This is a genomic window from uncultured Anaerococcus sp. (genome assembly GCF_963510575.1).
GTDB lineage: Bacteria > Bacillota > Clostridia > Tissierellales > Peptoniphilaceae > Anaerococcus.
The window spans coordinates 1-16,758 of the sequence record NZ_CAUPFR010000028.1; the positions used below are offsets into that span (position 1 = coordinate 1).

At 37.2% G+C, this 16,758-nt stretch carries 16 protein-coding genes; 5 read left to right on the forward strand and 11 right to left on the reverse strand.

Annotation, left to right across the window (positions count from 1 at the left end; all coding sequences use genetic code 11):
* A partial coding sequence (locus tag RQ907_RS03435) for an HAD hydrolase family protein (RefSeq protein WP_311492006.1) occupies positions 1-331 on the forward strand: 331 nt, incomplete at its 5' end.
* Positions 328-1,554, forward strand: a complete 1,227-nt coding sequence (locus RQ907_RS03440) for a diphosphate--fructose-6-phosphate 1-phosphotransferase (RefSeq protein WP_311492007.1) — start codon at positions 328-330, stop codon at positions 1,552-1,554. The genes RQ907_RS03435 and RQ907_RS03440, both read left to right, overlap by 4 nt.
* A 954-nt stretch (positions 1,555-2,508) precedes the next feature.
* Here RQ907_RS03440 and rlmH read toward each other — a convergent pair.
* From rlmH to RQ907_RS03455, 3 genes are all read right to left on the reverse strand, one after another.
* On the reverse strand, positions 2,509-2,991 hold the full coding sequence (gene rlmH, locus RQ907_RS03445; RefSeq protein ID WP_311492008.1) for a 23S rRNA (pseudouridine(1915)-N(3))-methyltransferase RlmH: 483 nt from the start codon (positions 2,989-2,991) through the stop codon (positions 2,509-2,511).
* On the reverse strand, positions 2,991-3,395 hold the full coding sequence (locus tag RQ907_RS03450) for an ATP cone domain-containing protein (protein WP_311492009.1): 405 nt from the start codon (positions 3,393-3,395) through the stop codon (positions 2,991-2,993). Before RQ907_RS03450 ends, rlmH begins: the two co-directional genes overlap by 1 nt.
* 64 nt (positions 3,396-3,459) lie before the next feature.
* Positions 3,460-4,701: a DNA polymerase IV gene (locus tag RQ907_RS03455; protein ID WP_311492010.1), complete on the reverse strand. Its 1,242-nt coding sequence runs from the start codon at positions 4,699-4,701 to the stop codon at positions 3,460-3,462.
* A gap of 168 nt (positions 4,702-4,869) precedes the next feature.
* Here RQ907_RS03455 and RQ907_RS03460 point away from each other — a divergent pair, with 168 nt between their 5' ends.
* Genes RQ907_RS03460 through RQ907_RS03470 form a run of 3 tightly spaced genes read left to right on the forward strand, consistent with a single transcriptional unit; the run spans position 4,870 to position 6,358 of the window.
* Positions 4,870-5,265 (forward strand): helix-turn-helix transcriptional regulator, encoded by a 396-nt coding sequence (locus RQ907_RS03460; protein WP_311492011.1) that lies wholly within the window; start codon positions 4,870-4,872, stop codon positions 5,263-5,265.
* Entirely contained in the window at positions 5,265-5,816 is a 552-nt protein-coding gene (locus RQ907_RS03465) for an ImmA/IrrE family metallo-endopeptidase (RefSeq protein WP_311492012.1), read from the forward strand. The genes RQ907_RS03460 and RQ907_RS03465 overlap by 1 nt, the downstream gene beginning before the upstream one ends.
* Complete coding sequence (locus tag RQ907_RS03470; RefSeq protein WP_311492013.1) at positions 5,816-6,358, forward strand: class I SAM-dependent methyltransferase; 543 nt, start codon at positions 5,816-5,818, stop codon at positions 6,356-6,358. Before RQ907_RS03465 ends, RQ907_RS03470 begins: the two co-directional genes overlap by 1 nt.
* 1,198 nt (positions 6,359-7,556) lie before the next feature.
* On the opposite strand, the gene RQ907_RS03475 is transcribed toward RQ907_RS03470, so the two are convergent.
* From RQ907_RS03475 to RQ907_RS03515, 8 genes are all read right to left on the reverse strand, one after another.
* On the reverse strand, positions 7,557-8,651 hold the full coding sequence (locus RQ907_RS03475; RefSeq protein ID WP_311492014.1) for a transglutaminase domain-containing protein: 1,095 nt from the start codon (positions 8,649-8,651) through the stop codon (positions 7,557-7,559).
* An 80-nt stretch (positions 8,652-8,731) separates the two neighbouring features.
* Complete coding sequence (locus tag RQ907_RS03480; RefSeq protein WP_311492015.1) at positions 8,732-9,259, reverse strand: hypothetical protein; 528 nt, start codon at positions 9,257-9,259, stop codon at positions 8,732-8,734.
* Between the two features lies 1 nt (position 9,260).
* The gene (locus RQ907_RS03485; protein ID WP_311492016.1) at positions 9,261-10,283 is read right to left on the reverse strand and encodes a hypothetical protein; all 1,023 of its coding nucleotides are present in this window, start codon (positions 10,281-10,283) and stop codon (positions 9,261-9,263) included.
* Between the two features lie 182 nt (positions 10,284-10,465).
* Positions 10,466-10,954, reverse strand: coding sequence for a hypothetical protein (locus RQ907_RS03490; RefSeq protein WP_311492017.1), 489 nt, complete (start codon positions 10,952-10,954; stop codon positions 10,466-10,468).
* Positions 10,951-13,884: a hypothetical protein gene (locus tag RQ907_RS03495; protein WP_311492018.1), complete on the reverse strand. Its 2,934-nt coding sequence runs from the start codon at positions 13,882-13,884 to the stop codon at positions 10,951-10,953. The genes RQ907_RS03490 and RQ907_RS03495 overlap by 4 nt, the downstream gene beginning before the upstream one ends.
* Positions 13,885-13,973: 89 nt before the next feature.
* Positions 13,974-14,753: a hypothetical protein gene (locus RQ907_RS03500; protein WP_311492019.1), complete on the reverse strand. Its 780-nt coding sequence runs from the start codon at positions 14,751-14,753 to the stop codon at positions 13,974-13,976.
* 154 nt (positions 14,754-14,907) lie between these two features.
* Complete coding sequence (locus tag RQ907_RS03505) at positions 14,908-15,576, reverse strand: peptidoglycan amidohydrolase family protein (RefSeq protein WP_311492020.1); 669 nt, start codon at positions 15,574-15,576, stop codon at positions 14,908-14,910.
* 345 nt (positions 15,577-15,921) lie between these two features.
* Positions 15,922-16,590, reverse strand: coding sequence for a TIGR02206 family membrane protein (locus RQ907_RS03515; protein WP_311492021.1), 669 nt, complete (start codon positions 16,588-16,590; stop codon positions 15,922-15,924).
* Positions 16,591-16,758 lie beyond the last annotated feature (168 nt).

Here is a 16,758-nt window from a genome sequence, read left to right on the forward strand (position 1 = left end):
ACCAGCTAGGAGGCTTTTTGAGAAGTTTGGTGATAGGACTGCCCAGGTTAAGTCTACTAGGTTTTTTTATGAAATTATGCCTTTAGGTCTTTCTAAGGGCTCATCTATTTTGGAAGCTTGCAAGATTTTTGGTATCGATAAGGAAGATGTCATTGTTTTTGGCGATGAAATGAACGATATGTCCATGTTTGAAGTAGCAGGCACAGGGGTCGCCATGGGTAATGCAGTTGACCCTATAAAAAAACTTGCAGCTTATGTGACTAAGTCGAATAATGAAGATGGGATAGCTTTTTATCTAGAAAATTTTTTATTAAATAAGGAGAATAAATGAATCTAATTGTAGCCCAATCAGGTGGTCCAACATCTGTAATCAACTCATCTTTGGCAGGTGTTATCGATAGTGGGATTGATAATGATTTTGAAAAGATTTTTGTTTCTATGAATGGGATTGAAGGAATTATTAACAACCATATAAGGCTTGTGGATACTGAAATTTTCACCAAGGAAAATATGACCAAGAAGCTTAAGGCAAGACCTGCGTCAATCCTTGGTTCTTGTAGGTTCAAGCTTGATGATGACCTAGATAATCCTATTTACGAAAAGATTTTTGCGAGCCTAAAGACAAACGACATAGGACTTTTTGTCTATATCGGGGGCAATGATTCCATGGATACAGTCAAAAAGTTAAATGCCTACATAGAATATAAAAAAATTGAGGGGATAAATGTAGTCGGTTGTCCAAAAACCATTGACAATGACCTAGAAGGGATGGATCATTCACCAGGTTTCGGCTCAGCTGCTAAGTACATAGCCTCAACACTAAGAAGCCTCAGGTGTGATGTAGATATCTATGATTTAGAAAGTGTAACCTTCGTTGAAATCATGGGCCGTCACGCAGGTTGGCTCGCAGCTTCAAGCCTTGTTGCCAATTACTCCTACCCAAAAGATTTGGTAAATCTTTTATACATACCAGAAGATGAAATTTCTATAGATGAACTTTTAGAAGACATAAAAAAAGCACTAAAGACCGAAAAAAACCTCCTTGTAGCTATTGCAGAAGGTTTCAGAGATACAGAAGGAGTTTTGTCTAAGGAAGTTTTTGCCAACACCAAGGACGGTTTCAACCACCCAATAGTTTCAGGAGTAGGCCAAAGACTTGCCGACCTTGTCAGAGATAGGCTTAAAATCAAATCCAGGGCAGTTGAACTAAACATAGTCCAAAGGTCAAATGCCTTGATTTCCGAAATTGATTCTAAGGAAGCCTACAGGCTCGGTTACAAGGCAGTAGACCTTGGAATGACAAGGACAAACCTAGTCCCAGTTTTAAGGAGAAAAGATGGGGAAAACTACGAAACTTACTATACAGAAGTTAGTCCAGACGAAATCGCCAACAAGGAAATGAAAATCCCCCAAGAATGGTTAAAAGATAAGAAAACCCTCCAGGAAAAAATCCTCGCCTACACCCTTCCCCTAATCAAGGGAGAAGTCGCCCAAGTATATAAAAATGGGATGCCAGTATTTGTAGAAATCGAAGACTTCACAAGGGAAATATAAAATAAAAAATAAGCCCAGCCAGACTCGTGAAATGTTAGTTTGGTTGGGTTTTTTAGTACCATAAATAGTGTAAGAAAGAAAGTTATTTCAATCTTGCACTATTTTTGTATAATGAAGAAGTAGTATGGCGAGGGGGGTTTGTGTGGAAGAATATGGGCGCTTCGAATATTCTGGTTCTAGGTTTATAGCATCTGTATAATCACCTACGGCTTAGGGTTTAGTATTATACCAGGATATTTTTGAAGAAAAAATATGAATACAGATAAAAACGATGCATCTACAGAACCCTTGATATACTGAACTATAGAGATCTCTCACTATCGTTCGAGATGGCGCTGTGGGAGTTTGAGTTGCTTTCAAAGAATTTATAATCTTCTGATAAAAAATAATAAATTAAACTTTGAAAAACGATATGGACAACATCACCCACCTCGAGGAGCAAAGCGACGAGAGGTCTCCATCGATTTTCTCTAGATGATGTTCGCTCTTGCATCGGGATTTTTTCAAATTGAGTTTTGCCATATGGCAATGTTTGGCAAAGGCGAACTAGCCTAGCTACATTCTAGAACTTAGAGACAAATTCTCCCTTTTATCGGCAAAAGATTTCTAATCAAGGTCACCGTTACAAAAATCGCTTGTTTGAGGCTTTAGCCGAGTTTACGATTTTTAGGTGACCGACGATTAGAAATCAGTACGAATATACACCAACTAAAACAAGGACGAAAACCCTACACAAAAATGCTTGCCGAAAAGGCAAGCTACCTCTTCCGCCCTCCGCTTAAGGAGCCGTCTGGGGGTGTAAGGAAAGGGAGGGCTTGGGAGGGAAGCGATGAGGGACGACGTGCCCAGCGGCCGAGAGCGACGGAAGGTCCCTTAGCGTCCCTCCCGATTACGAAGTGGTCATGTAAATAACCTAATATTATATATAAGATAATTCAATCTCGGATTGAAAATCTATTTATGATACGGCTCCTTGTTTATTATCCTGTAGGCCCTGTAAATTTGCTCCATTAGGATGACTCTCATTAGCTGGTGGGGATAGGTCATTTTCCCGAAGGATAGCCTGTAATTAGACCTTTTTAGGACATTATCTCCCAGGCCATTTGATCCACCGATTACAAAAACCAAGTCCCTGCCAAAACCATCTAGCATTTCATCTTGGATTAGCTGGGCAAATTTAACTGAGTCTAGGGCCTTGCCGGCTATTTCTAGGGTCACAACAAAGGAATCTTCTTTGATTTTAGCTAGGATTCTCTCGCCCTCAGCAGTTTTTACCTGGTCAATTTCCTTCTCTGACAGACTTTCTGGGGCTTTTTCGTCATTAACTTCTACAATTTCCACCTTATTGTAGGCTGTCATCCTTTTTTCGTACTCAGAGATGGCTTCCTTGTAGAATTTTTCCTTGATTTTCCCAACCCCTATTATCTTAATTAACATTAGTTTTGATCTTGGGCGTAGGTTTGGTAGGCATCACGGATTTTTGAAAAACCATCATTTTTCAAGGCTTCAAGGATTAAGTCCCTAACTTGTGTAGTTTTTGTGAGCCTTTTGTTATCGCCATAAAATAATTTATCTGCCACGTCTTTTAGGATAAGTTCAATATCAGAGCTGTTTATTTGCATACCTGCCCTGTCAGCAGCGTTTTTTATGGACCTTGAAATCTTTTCTTCATCAAATTTTTCAAGCTTTCCACTTCTTTTAACCACATATTCATCTCGGCCTGTGACCATGGCCCTTATTTCGTCTATTGGCAAGGATTTTGCGATTTCGCCAAGGTCTAGGTCTTCAATATTGTTATTTTTTAAAAAATCTTTTAGCAAGTCTAGTATTTTTTCTGTCATTTTTTTCTCCTAAATTTAAAAATCATTCCTATTTGTATTTATACCCAAAAACCTTAAAATTTCATCAAGAATTGTAGTGCCTGTTGGGTAGGGTAATGATTTCGTTGAGATCTTTTGGTAGTTTGATGTCCCTTTTGAGGGCAGCAAAGGAAATGGCATCCTTGCCGTATTTTTTCCTGATTTCGTAAAGAGCCTTGTCGCAAGATTCCTCCTTAAAATACTTATCACATTCCATAAAAACATCTAATTGGCTACCTGACCCCAAGGGCTTAAGGTCTACTGCCCTAATGCCAACAGCTCTCACAGGCAGGCTCCAGTCGTATTTTTCGCAAAAAAGCCTAAAACCAGCATCAGCTAGGGTAATGGAAGACTGGCTGGCAATTTTTAGCTTATCGGTAAAATGTTGGGAAAATAAATCAGAATCCCTTACAAAAATTTCCACTCCATTGGCTTCAAGTCCTGCCTCCCTAAGCCTCCTAGATACTGAAAAACTCAGCTCTTGCAAAACATTTTTGACCTCGCCATTATTTATCAAATCCTGCCTACAAGTAGAAGAATTACCTATGGTTTTGATGATGTCCTTGTGGTTTATATCCACAACCGGACGCAAATCTTCGCCGTTGGCGTAAGTCCAAAGGTAGACACCGTTTATGCCTAGCAAATTTTGCAAAAGACTCACCGGAGCCTTGGCAAGGTCTCCCAAACTATAAATGCCGATACGGTTAAGCTTGGCCTTAGTCGCCCTACCTATGCCAACCATAGCCTCAACCTTTTGCGGCCAAACCAAGTCTTTCCAATTATTTTCATCAATAAGAGTGATAGCATCAGGCTTTTTCATATCAGAGCCAAGCTTGGCAAAAATTTTACAAAAAGAAATCCCGATAGACACTGTAAGGCCAACTTCTTCCTTCATTCGCCTTGAGATTTCCTGGGCAATGTCCATTCCCGACCCAAAAAGCTTGGTAGAACCAGACACATCTAGGAAACACTCATCCAGACCAAAGGATTCGACCTGGTTGGTATAATCGTAATAGATTTTTTTCGCCATTTTTGAATGTTTGAGGTACTGGTCATAGTGGGGAGGAACTAAAATCAAGTCCCTGCAATGGGTAAGGGCCTCCCAAATTGGCATACCTGTTTTAACACCCCTTTCCTTGGCCTCCTGGCTTTTGGCAAGGATAATGCCATTCCTATTTTTAGGATTACCCGCCACAGCCATGGCCTTGCCCTTAAGGGATGGATTTAGCTTAGCTTCAATAGATGCATAGCAGGCGTTCATATCTGAATGTAGGATTATTCTCTTCATTTCATACTCCTTATGGTAAAAGTTTTAGTAAAAATCTTGATTATTCTAGACTCTTAATGTATAATTAAGACAATAAGTGACTGTAACCTAATTATAGGACACTAAGTGTCTTTTGTCAAGACTGATTTTTAGAATCCAAATTTTTTTAAATGATAAAAGAGGAGAGTTATGAGTTTCGCAAGCAAATTAAAAAGTCTAAGAGAAGAAAAAAAATTAACCCAAGGCGAGCTAGCTGATATGGTCAATGTTTCCCTAAAAACCATATCCCGCTATGAGCTAGGTCTGTCAAAACCAAGGTATAGAAAGACCTACGACCTTTTGGCAGATGCCCTAAACACCAGCCACGACTACCTAGTCACAGACGAAGAAGACTTTATCCTCACCACCCGTGAAAGATATGGCTTTAAGGCAGGCAAGGAAGCAGAAGAATTAGTTGATGGAGTTATAGGTCTTATGGCAGGGGGCGAAGTCCCAGAAGAAGACAAAAGGGCCATCCTAGACGCCATCTCCGAAGCCTACTATATAGCCAAACAAGACAGCAAAAAATTTAGGAATAAGAAATAATGGCATATGCATATGATCAAATCTACCAGGACGCCCAAAACCTAATAAAAACCTATGGTACTCGTGACCCTAAGGAAATCCTAGAAGGCCGTGGAGTAGGACTCATCACCTTCAAAGACAACACCAAACTCCTAGGCATGTATAAGATAATCCTAGGCAGGCGCTTCGTCTTTTACAACCCTCACGTAGACTACAGAATAGTAAACATGGTCCTAGCCCACGAGCTCGGCCACGACCTCTACCACCAGGAAAATGCTAAAGACAACCTAGTAGAATATGAAATATTTGATATAAAAAGCGAAATGGAAATAGAAGCAAATATTTTTGCCTCCCACCTATTATTAGACGAGAAAAAAATCATGGAAGACATAATCGAAGGCTACACCTACAACGAACTAGCAAGTATGTACGAAGTCAACGTCAATCTCATGATCTTCAAACTAAACGAAATGCACAGGATGGGTATGCCCATCAGAAAAGGAGAAGCAAACAACGCCAGCTTCTTTAGAGAAATCAACGGCAAAGACCTAGAAAACATGGGGCCCTACTAATGGGAAAAAAAATCACAGACCTAGTCAAAATAATAATAGACAGTAAAAAAGAAATAAAAATCGCCGCAGACATGACAGTTGGAAGGGGAAACGACAGCAAGTTTCTCCTAGAAAATCCCCAACTAATAAGGCTATATGGCTTTGATATCCAAAAAGAAGCTGAAAATGAAGCCAAAAACCTAATAGGACCTGACCCGAGATTTATCTTCAACTTAGCAAGCCACGCTGATGTTGAAAAATACATAAAAGAAGGGATAGACCTAGCAATCTACAACCTAGGCTACCTACCAAGAGGCAATAAAGAAATTACCACCACCTACGAAAGCACCATCCAGAGCCTAGAAAAGACCCTACAACTCCTAAACAAAGAAGGAATAATAATCCTAACCATCTACCCAGGCCACCCAGCCGGCAAAATTGAAAGCGAACAAATAGAAAAATACCTAGCAAATATAGACCAAAAAAAATACGAAATAACAAAAATAACCCAACCAACCAGACCCCATAACCCACCATATATTATTGTTATTGAAAAGAACTAGAAATAGTTCTTTTTTTATCCGAGATTAATGGTAGTAAAAACTTTTAAATAAAAGTTTTTACGATTTTCAAAATTTCTCAAGGTGCAAAGCACCGAAGTAGAAATTTATGAAAAACCTTATGTAATTTTTTACAAGTGACGCGACGAATAGGAGCGTTAATTGTAAAAAGATTACGTTCCGTAAGTTCTTATCCAAGATAAGTTATTTTTTCTCTTTCTTATCCTAGATAAATTATATTTTTATTTAGGATTTTAATTTATCTTTAATTATTTCTTAGCCATTCACATGGCTGCTTCGTAAAAAGGGGAGCCCTAGGGAACGTTTCGGCGCTCTCGGCCGCTAAGGCAAGATGTTCCCCCATCGGGTCCCCTTTAAAACCCCTTCCGTTACACCCTCCGGGCGACCCCTCTCGGGGGATAATGTGTTTGCCTTCGGCAAACTGTTGATATAGCGGTTCCTCTGTTTGTGTTGAACTATATCCAAACTTTTTTGACATTCAGTCGGCTAAAATTTGATAACTCGGCTAAAGCCTCAAACAATCAAATTTTTATACGCCGACTTCATTTACAAAATACTCGATATTAAGATTAAATTTCTTCGTTCTAAAATAAACACTCAATTAGCAAAGTTTGGCGAAAGCCAAACGAGCCTTGCAAAATCTGGAACTTCGAAGACAATTCTCCCCTCTATCGGGTAAAGATTTTTAATAGAAAGCCCCGTTAAGAAAACTGATTGTTTGAGCGTTAGCGAGTTATCAGTTTTTAGGGGCTTGATTATTAGAAATCTATGGGGATATACGTAAAGCAATACGAAGCCATTCTCCATACAAAAGAGGTTTGCCGTAGGCAAACTTCCCCTTCCGCACTCCGCTTTAGGAGCAGTCGGGGGTGTAGGTCTCCTCGAGCCGACGGGCTTGCCGGGGGTCTTAGGGGGAACCAGTGAGGGGGATTTTGCCCAAGCGGCCTAGAGCGCTGCCGCCCCCTTGGGTTCCCCCTATGTACGGAGGGGTCATGTAAATGACCTAAAACATATATAAGATGCAGTTAATCTCGGATTAACGGAAAATAAGATGTTATTCCTGGAATAATAGACTCACCTAGTGAAAAGATAATTTATTCTCAAATAAAAGAAAAACTCTCTTTTCTCCCTGCACACTTCCGTGGAAAAGGAGAAAAGAGAGTATGAGAAACCTGGCTTCTTATTTTACATAATATTTCACGTCAATCTCTTCAATTTTTAAATTTGCTGGACTAGGTGGGAAGTTTGTTTTGGCTTGTGGGCGTGTTTTGCTTTCGTTTATAGTTCTTGATTTTTTTATTTCTGCATCTGATTTTAGGAAGTAATCATAGATTACGAAATCTCCAAGATTTTCTATATCCTTATTTTTAAAGCTTATTATTGGGTCATCCCAGGTTGTGTCTATATGGTACCAATTGCCCATGATTTTTACCATGTTCCACATATGGTCTTCGCCATTTTTAAGTGACTTGCCGGTCAAAAACCTTGTTTCAAGTCCTGCTTGCTTGGCCATTAGGTCAAAGAGGGTGGCGTAGGCGTTACATACTCCGCCGTTGCCAAAGAGGATTGAAGCTGGGTGGTAGATTGATATACCGCCACTTTCTTCGTTCCTATCGCCTTTGTTGTAGTAATTTTTCTTGACTATAAAGTCATGGATAGCTTTTACTTTTGCATACTCTGTTAGGCTTGGGTCTATATTTTCACTTACCCATTTTTTTACAAAGTTGCTGGTTGCGTATTCCCTATCTAGGCCTACCCTGTATTTTACATCAAATTTGGCTTTTTCTATAAAGGTCTTGTCTTTTCTTGATTTGGCTGGATTGTAGGTTGTATCTACCTTAGCAGATGCGTATTGACCATAATAAAAATAATCATCTTCCTTTGCCACATCTATGAACAAATCAGATATCCTTTTATTTGTTGTTAGCCTTCCTATATCTACACTAAAATAAGTATCTCTATTTTGTAGATGAGGCCTGATTTGATCCCTAATTCTAATGTTTTCCCTATAAATTTCCTGGAGTCTTTCGACTTGGTTTAATAAGTCATCCATGGATTTGATAGTTTCTTTGAGTTTTTCTATTTTTTGCTTAGAGCCTTTTACCTTGCCTTCTTTGATGGCTTGGTTTACCCTTTTTAACACATCCCTATGTCTTTTTGTGTCTATGGTAAGAAATTGCTTTTCGCTTTCAACAGAAGCTTCCACTTTCCTAGCTGGTATGGCTAGGCAAAGCAAGAATACAAATACCAGACTGATTTTTTTTAAAATTTTCATATCATCTCCATAATAAAATAACTAGCAAGACTAGGTTCAAATCCCAAAAGATTCCTTTTTTATCTTGCTAGTTATATTTTTTATAAAATAGCTTCTGCCACCTTAATCAATCTCTCAGATTCATTGATTAGTTGGATTAACTTATCCCTTACGCCAGCTACCTTGTTTGGAGCTGTCTGAAGTAATAATTTTGCGGCATTTACAGTAATCTTATTCCTTGATATAGCCTCTTTTAGCTTAATAGTCTTTATATTTTTATCAGCTTGACGCATCATTTCAGCTTTTGCTTCCTTGATGTTTCCTGTAGCTATGCGGAGTTCATCAAAACTTGCGCCATCGCCCTTTAGTAACAAGGCCTTGCCCTGAGATATAGCTACTAGGTAGGCTTGTTGCAAATCAGCTGATATATATGAATTATAAACTTCTGAGCTTACAACATTGGTGCTATCGCTTATAGCAAGCAAGAGGTTCTTTTTTTGAATGTCATACTTTATTTGATCATTTTGGCCTTCTGCCGCATAGACTTGGTGGGTATTTGTTTGTGCCAAACCCAAAAAAGCGAAATTTGCAGCTAGAAGTGATATAGCTAATTTTTTATATATTTTCATATTAACCCTTAATTCCTTTTAATTCTGCTAAAAGCTTTTCAGCCATTTTTACAAGTTCTTCGGATTCTCTTAATAATTTTAGTAGTTGGCCCTTTATTGGAGCTACCTTTTTAGGAGCTACTTCGAACAATAGATTTACTGCCTTAACAGCAACCTTGTTTCTAGCAACAGCATCTTCTAATTTTTCAATTTGTTTTTTCTTATCCTTGTCTACTTCATCTTTTTTAACAAGGGCAAGTCTGGCAGATTTGAGAGTTTCTCTTATCTCTTTGTATTCGCTAGCAGTCTTTAATCTCGCCTTATCCTCTACACTTGTTTCTGCAAGTCTAAGTGCTGAGATGAAAGTTTGGAAGCTCTTCTCAGTATATTTGTCAGCATCATTTCTCAATTTAGCTGCCTCTGCGATTTCATTTTTGAGAGCTTGTTTATTTTCAAAAGGTGCATAGGCATCTGTTATAGCAGATTTTTTTGCTTTCAAATCCAAAACATAGGCATCAAGCTTGGTTTTTGACAAGCTAGCCCCATCTGTATTATAAATATAAAACCTATAAGCCCTGCTATATGAATCTAGGTAAGCGTCTTTTTGGGCGTCACTAGCATATAGGAAAGAATATGACTTGGTAAAATCAGCATTAGCGTCTATTAATTCTTTCAATTCGCTAATTGAAGCCTTCTTTCCATTTAGTTGGCCCATGGCTTCTTTTAGATTTATTGTAGCATTAAGGATTTTTGCCCTGTCACTGCTTGTAAGTTCATTTCTTTTTACCTTAGCTTTAAGAAAATCTCCGTCTGATATTGCCGCATCTAGGCCCTTCATGCTTAAGTAAGTAGCATTCAAATACTTGTAGCTAGCCTTGGCTTCCTTGGCTTTTTCTAAAGTATTTTCAAATTCTTTATATGTTTCTAAGTATTCTATTCTTGCCTGGGTAGAATCTGAAGCATGTGCTTTTGCTAGGCATGGACCAAAGGCCACTGATGTTAGCGCTAGGGCAAGCACTGCTTTTTTTATGTTCTTATTTTTCATTTTTTAACCTTTCTTTTCCCATTCATCTTATCTACAAAATATATTTATAGTACAAATATAAGAAAAGAGGCTAAGGCGGATAGTGAATTTTTCACCAAAATTTTGGCAAAAACCTGATCATTAAATTATATAATTTGCGATCATAATCATCTATCCTCTTACTTTAGCCTCTTTAGTTCATTTTATAGGGAATCAACCATTTCTTCTGCTTTTTCGATTAACTTATTAGATTCTTCAATTAATTTCTCTAACTTAGCTTTTTGCTCAGCTGAAAGTGATTCTGGAGCTTCTTGGAGAAGAATTTCTGCAGCTCTTGATTGAACTCTATTCTTGAAGATAGCATCTTCAAGCTTTTCTTTAACAGTTTTGCCTGGGTCTGTTTCTGCTTCACCAGACTTTTCTTTTTTATCTTCTTTAGATTCTTCGCCTTCTTCAGCATCCTTTCCTTCTTCAGAATCTTTGCCTTCTTCAGAATCTTTGCCTTCTTCGGCTTCTTCAGTAGAACCTGTATTTTCTGCGTCTTCTTCGCCTTCTTTTTTGCCTGTTTCGTCAGCTTGCTCTTCTACCTTTTTATCTTCGGTATTTTTAAGTTTATTTTTTAAGCTATCGCAACCTGTTAATGTTACTGCTAACAAAAGAGCAGCGATAAGAGTTTTATTGGTTAATTTCATTTTTTGTCTCCTTTTTTAGATGTTAGTTTAAATATTACTAGGGCTACAACTAGAATACCTACTACCTTAGCCATACCTCTTATACCTGTTTTTACAATAGAACCTGGGTTGGTTATTGTAGAAAGTGGTCGGAAAGTGGTCTGACTTTGTGGTGTCACAGTCTGTGGAACTGCTGGTTTTGAAGGGACGATTGTAGTTGCCACACTTTGTTTGTTAATAAGGTCATTAAGCTCCTTTTCAACTTTCAAAGCATCATCCATAGTCATATCATCACCAGAAAGTGCATTGATTTTCTCAGCTATAGCCTTCCTATCAGCTGGATTTGATATTTTTAATTGTTCCTTCTTAAATTTAGCAGCTAAAGCATGAATCAATTCATCAAACTTATCTCCATCTAAGGCATTTTTTGCATTTAATAATTTTTTATAAACTGCTCTGACCTCTTCTTCTGTTGGCTTATCATTCTTCTCTATAAAGGATATTGCTTCCTTTAGAGCTAAATCATAAGCATCTCTAAGAGATTTTTGAGCTTTCTTATACTTGAAACTACTTTCTTTAAGCTTCTTATCTTCGCTAATTAAGGCATTCAAATCATCAAGAATCTTGTTCCTTATGGAATTTTTATCATTCTCTGCTTCCATCTTTTTAATAAAGTCTTGTATATCACTATCAGTCATAACCTCGTCAAGAGCTTTAAAAATATCAGACTCACTAGCACTACTACCGGCTTTTTCAAGAGCATTTTCAAGTCTCTTCCTAAGGGCTTGATTCAAATCCATATAGTCTTTATGATTTTTAATTTCATTAAGTTTTTTTGTGTATTCATATATTAAATATTTTTTTTCACTTATTTTAGATTCTATAAAATCTTTAGCATAAGTTATTGACTCTAACAGCTCTTTCGCTTCATCACTATCAAGCTTGCCAGCCTCTTTAAGTTTTTTTGCTTTTTCTATATCTGATTTATATTTTTTAGCTGCATAATTTAAAGTTCCATTACTACCTGTTAAAGCAATCTTGTACTCTTTAGATTCTAAAAATGCATAAGATTCCGCAATAGCATCAGTTAGCTTCCTTGCCTGGTCAGTCATCTTCTTATCTATATTGGCCCTAGCTTCTACTAGCTTTTTATAAATTTCATCTAGCTTGTTTGCTTCAGGTGCAGTTTCCTTTAGGATTTTCTCAGCCTCTTCAAGTCTGCTTTTATAATTTTTGATAGCTTCATCTTTTTTGCTATCTTTTAGAGCATCCTTATAGGCATTGGTTTCTCTAAATTTCTTATCATCATCTACTAATTTTTTTAGTCTTGTAACCAAAAACTCATAGAGCCTATTCACAGATTCTAGGAATTTATCATAGGCTTTTTGCATATCATCAAGACTTTTATTTTCAAAATCTTTTACAGATTTTTCTGCATTTTCCCTAGCATTTACATAGGCATCCCTTAATTCTTTTTGGTCCTTGCCGTAGATTTGGTCAATCTTTACTTTGTCTGTAATCTTTAGCAATTTTTCAAGACCCTCTTTTGCCTTTGACTTGTCAGCAAACTTAGTAAAGTTTGCTAGGGCAGACTTGATAGCTTCCGAAGCCTTGCTAGCTTCATCATCTGTAACTGAGCTTTTTTCTGTAAGTTTTTTAGCCTTTTCGATTTCCTCGTTAAGCTTTTTCTTGTAATCTTCACTAGCAGATTCGAAGTCCTTAGTCTTTGTAAATTCCTCTGCCTTTTTGATGTCATCCTTGAGTTTGTCTAACTTGGTTTTTTCTATATGGACTTCCCCAGATTTAGCCTTTTCAATCTTAGCTTTCAATTCATCAAGTTTGTCATTTAATTCTTGATAAACTTTAAGATCTCTCTCTATTCCTTTTGCATAGTTATATACATAGGTTAACCCTAAAGACGATTTTGTAATATAATCTTTTTTAAGATTATCATCTTTAAAATTCTGAAGGAGTTTATCTCTATTTTCATAATGTAATTTTAATTTTTTTATAACTTCTAAAGTTTTTGCTTTGATTTCTTCAGGGCTTAATCCGACTTTTATAATCTTTAATCCTAAATCTTTGCCTTCTATATTATATCTTGCTTGAGCAAGGTCTCGCACAGCCTTGTAAATATCATTATAATTTGCATTACTAGCTAATTTTCCTAGTGTCTCTTTAGCATCATTATAAGCTTTCTTTTTACTATCATCTGCTAATGTAAATTTTAATGACTCGACAAAATCTTTATTACCATTAACTAGGATTTCTTTATCATAATTAAGAGCTTCAGTATTTTTATCAGTTGAAATTTCTTCTTTTTTGATTTCTTCATCAAGCTTAGCAATATCTTCTGCACTTACCTTGTATTCTTTGCTATCGGATAAATTTTCTTTGTATGCTTTGAAGTTATCAGCTAAAGTTTTGCTTGCAGTAACTAAGTCATCGCCCTTAAGTTTTGCTAAATTTTCTGTTTTTAATTGTGCTTTAGATGATTTTAAGGCTTCTAAAAGCTTCTTATAATCTTCTTTATCTTTTTGGCCCTCATGATTCTTAAGCAAATTCTCTAAATTAATAATACTTACTTTAAATCCTGCGAGATTTGCATTTGCATCATCCACTAAGTCCTTATTAGATGCTTCTATTGCTTTGATATGACCTTCTAATTCGCTTAATCTTACTTTATCAAGATTAGAATATTCTCCTGCTTCTTTCATAACCTTACTAAGAGCTTCTTGCTTTTCAGTACTAGCAAGACGGAAGATATCAGATTTTTTTGTAATTTCAAAATCTTCCACATAAGCCTTAATTAAGTAAATCATATCATAAGCTTTTTCTGTATCACTTTTTTCTGTACTTACCTCTGTTGCGTAGGAGCTTTGTACTGTGGCCGATACAGGGCCTAGTACAAGTCCTAGGGTCAAGAGGCTCGCAATTATTTTTTTATTCATACATCCCCCCACAAGCGTCGCCCGTTTGTGTACTTATATCAACTAGGATTTCCCTTAGGAAAGGTCCTAGATTTCAACACTTATAGAGATTACTTGTTTTTGTTTAGTATTTTTTCTCCTGCTTTGATTAGCTTTTCTTGCTCAGCCATGAGTTTATCAAGCTCTGCCCTAACACCAGCTATCTTTTCTGGAGCTAAAGCTATTAGTTTTTTACCAGCTTCTAAAGTAATCTTTGCTCTTGAAACAGCCTTTTCTAGGTCTGTTAATTTTTTCTTTTGTTTTAATAAATCCTTGCGTTGTGCCTTAGCTGCTTCTAGCTTTAGCTTTTGGTCTTGTACCTCATCATAGGTGCTAGCAACAGTGTCTTCTAAGTCTGGCAAAACTACAGAATTAGCAATAGCTTTTACATATTGTTTTAAAAGCTTTTCGTACTTAGCCTTGTCCTTGCCATCCTTCATTACAAAATATCCCTTAAGATAATTATAAAGGTCTTCTTCGCTTTGTGGACGGATAGTGTAGCCTTGGCCCTTAGCGCCATTTACAAAATACGCACCAAGCATAGCTTGTTCCATAGAAGGTGTTGTATTTTCAACATATTCATCAAGCTTGATAGCAATTTTAAATAACTTATCCTTTACAGCCTTTTCATCAAAAACTAACTTACCCTTTTTTGTAGTGTAAGCCTTAGATTGGGCACGAACATTTTGATAAATGCCATTCAAAGTGTCATAATCATCCTCAAGTTTAGTAATTTTCTTGTCTAGTTTTTTAATCTTAGTATCAATTTTAGAATCAGCTGCCATAGCTACTGAAGGAGCTACAAAAGCCATGCTCATAGCAAATGCTAATACTTTAAATTTTTTATTCATAACAATTCCTTTCTTATTCAATCAATTGAAAACAATACATTCATTACAATTATTATACCCCTTTTTACAAAGTTTTAGACAAAAAAACACAAAAAATAAATCAAGACTAAAGCCAAGAGAAAGCTTAGAAATACCAAATAAAAAAAGGAGCTTTTCACCCCTTTTTTTCTATAGCTACATACCTTCTCTTTCCCGAACTCCTACCTATATAGGATGCCCATAGGTAACCTTCATTTTCTGCCAACCTATCGTAATAAACCACAGATCCAGCTGGATAAGCTGCTACTATCCCAGCCTTTGTACTCGGCTCCGTCCTCACATTTGTCACGACTTTTATAATAGCCATCCCGATTTTGTCTATAAATCGCACCCCAGTCTGGTTTTTTAATCCAATCGGCCTAAAATATCTTTCCCTAACCGACCTTTTGCGGTCCAAAACCCTTCCTATTCCTGTCGACCTATCAGCAATGACGACCCCATTCGCCCCATAAGAACAATGGATAATCTTATCCTTGGCAAGGAAAATCCCAGTATGACCATAAGGCCCAGCCGACCTGCCCTCAATGCCCCTGATAAAAATATCCCCACGCTCTACTTCATCGTAGGAATAAATCTCCCTAAGAACCTTGCCCTTAAGCCTATAAAGGCTCTCAGTATTGCCAATAGCAGACCCCTTAGCCAGAAAACCCCCGGCAATCAAAGCGTAATAGACAAAAGACGAACAATCATAAAAATAAGGTCCAAGCCTAGCTGGATAAGCCATAGCATAAGCCACCCTTCCCACTTTGGAAAGGGCGAAATCAATCATTTTTTCTCGTGTCATAATCCTCCTACTTCTTAATCTCCCTCAAAATCTCATCCAACTTGCCATTAATCTGGATAATCAAAATGAGATTCATAACTATTGGGAAACCTACTTGTGAAATTAAATCAACAATGTTCATACTAACAATAGAGGCAAAACTCACTGGCCTTTCTCAATCGCTAGCAAATATCAAAGCAAGTAAGCCTTTAAAAAATAAGGCTGGCACAGAAAAATTTCCACTAAAAAAGCCCTAGCCAAGCTAGAGCAAAATTAAAATGAATTTTAAAGTCCAACCCCTTATAGAAAGTAAGCCTCATTCTCCTTTCTATAAAAATTATGCCGGCTACTAATATATAGAAAAAATCAGACCTTTGTCCCTTCTTTTTTCTTAAGAAGCTCCACCAAATAAAGGGCAAGGGACATAAGCAGAGTCATAGCAGAAAAAACTATAACCACTGGATAGCCATCAAAAAAGGCGATAGGCACCTTGGTAAGGTAACCATAATTCGCACCCAAAGCCAAATCCGCCCCTAAAATCAACGCATTAATGCCAAGGCAAGTAAGGCCAATCTCCTTAAAAGTCAATTTCTCCTTATAATTCTCAGTCACAAGCAAACCACAAGCTATAAGGACATAGTGATTTAGGATATAAGTCACATTAGTCACATGAGGCCAAGCGTAAGCAGAAGGATCCGGCACAGCAAAAGCCACCAAAGTCCCCACCAAGGCAAGGTCAGCAAAAAACGCCATAGCCTTCCTCTTTTTCAAAAAGAAAGCAATAGGCAAACAAATCCCAGCAATCCTACAATGGTACAAAGGCAAACCATCCGAAATCCAAAGATCATGATCAAGAGTGTACCACCAATACAAAATCCCCTGCAAACAAATGCTAGCCACAAGCAAAGCCTTCAAAAGCCTAGCATTTGACCTAAATTGATAAATAAAATATAAAAATACAATCAACCCCAAACGCACCAAGTGCATATTAAAAGTAAAACCAGCGTCAGGAGTAGTCCTAAAAAAATAATCCATAAAAATCCTTTCATTAATAATAAATTATTATACCCTTTTATCCGAGATAAATTATCATTTTTTTATTTGTTAATCCGAGATTAACTGTATCATATAGATAATTTAGGTCATTGACATGACCCCTCCGTACATAGGGGGAACCCAAGGGGGCGGCAGATGCCCCCTCAC

Excerpts from the sequence above, each read along its gene's own strand:
- RQ907_RS03475 (WP_311492014.1), bottom strand. The coding sequence starts at position 8,651 with ATGAAAATTTTAAAAAAAATCAGTCTGGTATTTGTATTCTTGCTTTGC.
- RQ907_RS03460 (WP_311492011.1), top strand. The coding sequence starts at position 4,870 with ATGAGTTTCGCAAGCAAATTAAAAAGTCTAAGAGAAGAAAAAAAATTA.
- RQ907_RS03500 (WP_311492019.1), bottom strand. The coding sequence starts at position 14,753 with ATGAATAAAAAATTTAAAGTATTAGCATTTGCTATGAGCATGGCTTTT.
- RQ907_RS03505 (WP_311492020.1), bottom strand. The coding sequence starts at position 15,576 with ATGACACGAGAAAAAATGATTGATTTCGCCCTTTCCAAAGTGGGAAGG.
- RQ907_RS03470 (WP_311492013.1), top strand. The coding sequence starts at position 5,816 with ATGGGAAAAAAAATCACAGACCTAGTCAAAATAATAATAGACAGTAAA.
- RQ907_RS03490 (WP_311492017.1), bottom strand. The coding sequence starts at position 10,954 with ATGAAATTAACCAATAAAACTCTTATCGCTGCTCTTTTGTTAGCAGTA.
- RQ907_RS03485 (WP_311492016.1), bottom strand. The coding sequence starts at position 10,283 with ATGAAAAATAAGAACATAAAAAAAGCAGTGCTTGCCCTAGCGCTAACA.
- RQ907_RS03495 (WP_311492018.1), bottom strand. The coding sequence starts at position 13,884 with ATGAATAAAAAAATAATTGCGAGCCTCTTGACCCTAGGACTTGTACTA.
- RQ907_RS03455 (WP_311492010.1), bottom strand. The coding sequence starts at position 4,701 with ATGAAGAGAATAATCCTACATTCAGATATGAACGCCTGCTATGCATCT.
- rlmH (WP_311492008.1), bottom strand. The coding sequence starts at position 2,991 with ATGTTAATTAAGATAATAGGGGTTGGGAAAATCAAGGAAAAATTCTAC.
- RQ907_RS03440 (WP_311492007.1), top strand. The coding sequence starts at position 328 with ATGAATCTAATTGTAGCCCAATCAGGTGGTCCAACATCTGTAATCAAC.
- RQ907_RS03465 (WP_311492012.1), top strand. The coding sequence starts at position 5,265 with ATGGCATATGCATATGATCAAATCTACCAGGACGCCCAAAACCTAATA.
- RQ907_RS03450 (WP_311492009.1), bottom strand. The coding sequence starts at position 3,395 with ATGACAGAAAAAATACTAGACTTGCTAAAAGATTTTTTAAAAAATAAC.
- RQ907_RS03480 (WP_311492015.1), bottom strand. The coding sequence starts at position 9,259 with ATGAAAATATATAAAAAATTAGCTATATCACTTCTAGCTGCAAATTTC.
- RQ907_RS03515 (WP_311492021.1), bottom strand. The coding sequence starts at position 16,590 with ATGGATTATTTTTTTAGGACTACTCCTGACGCTGGTTTTACTTTTAAT.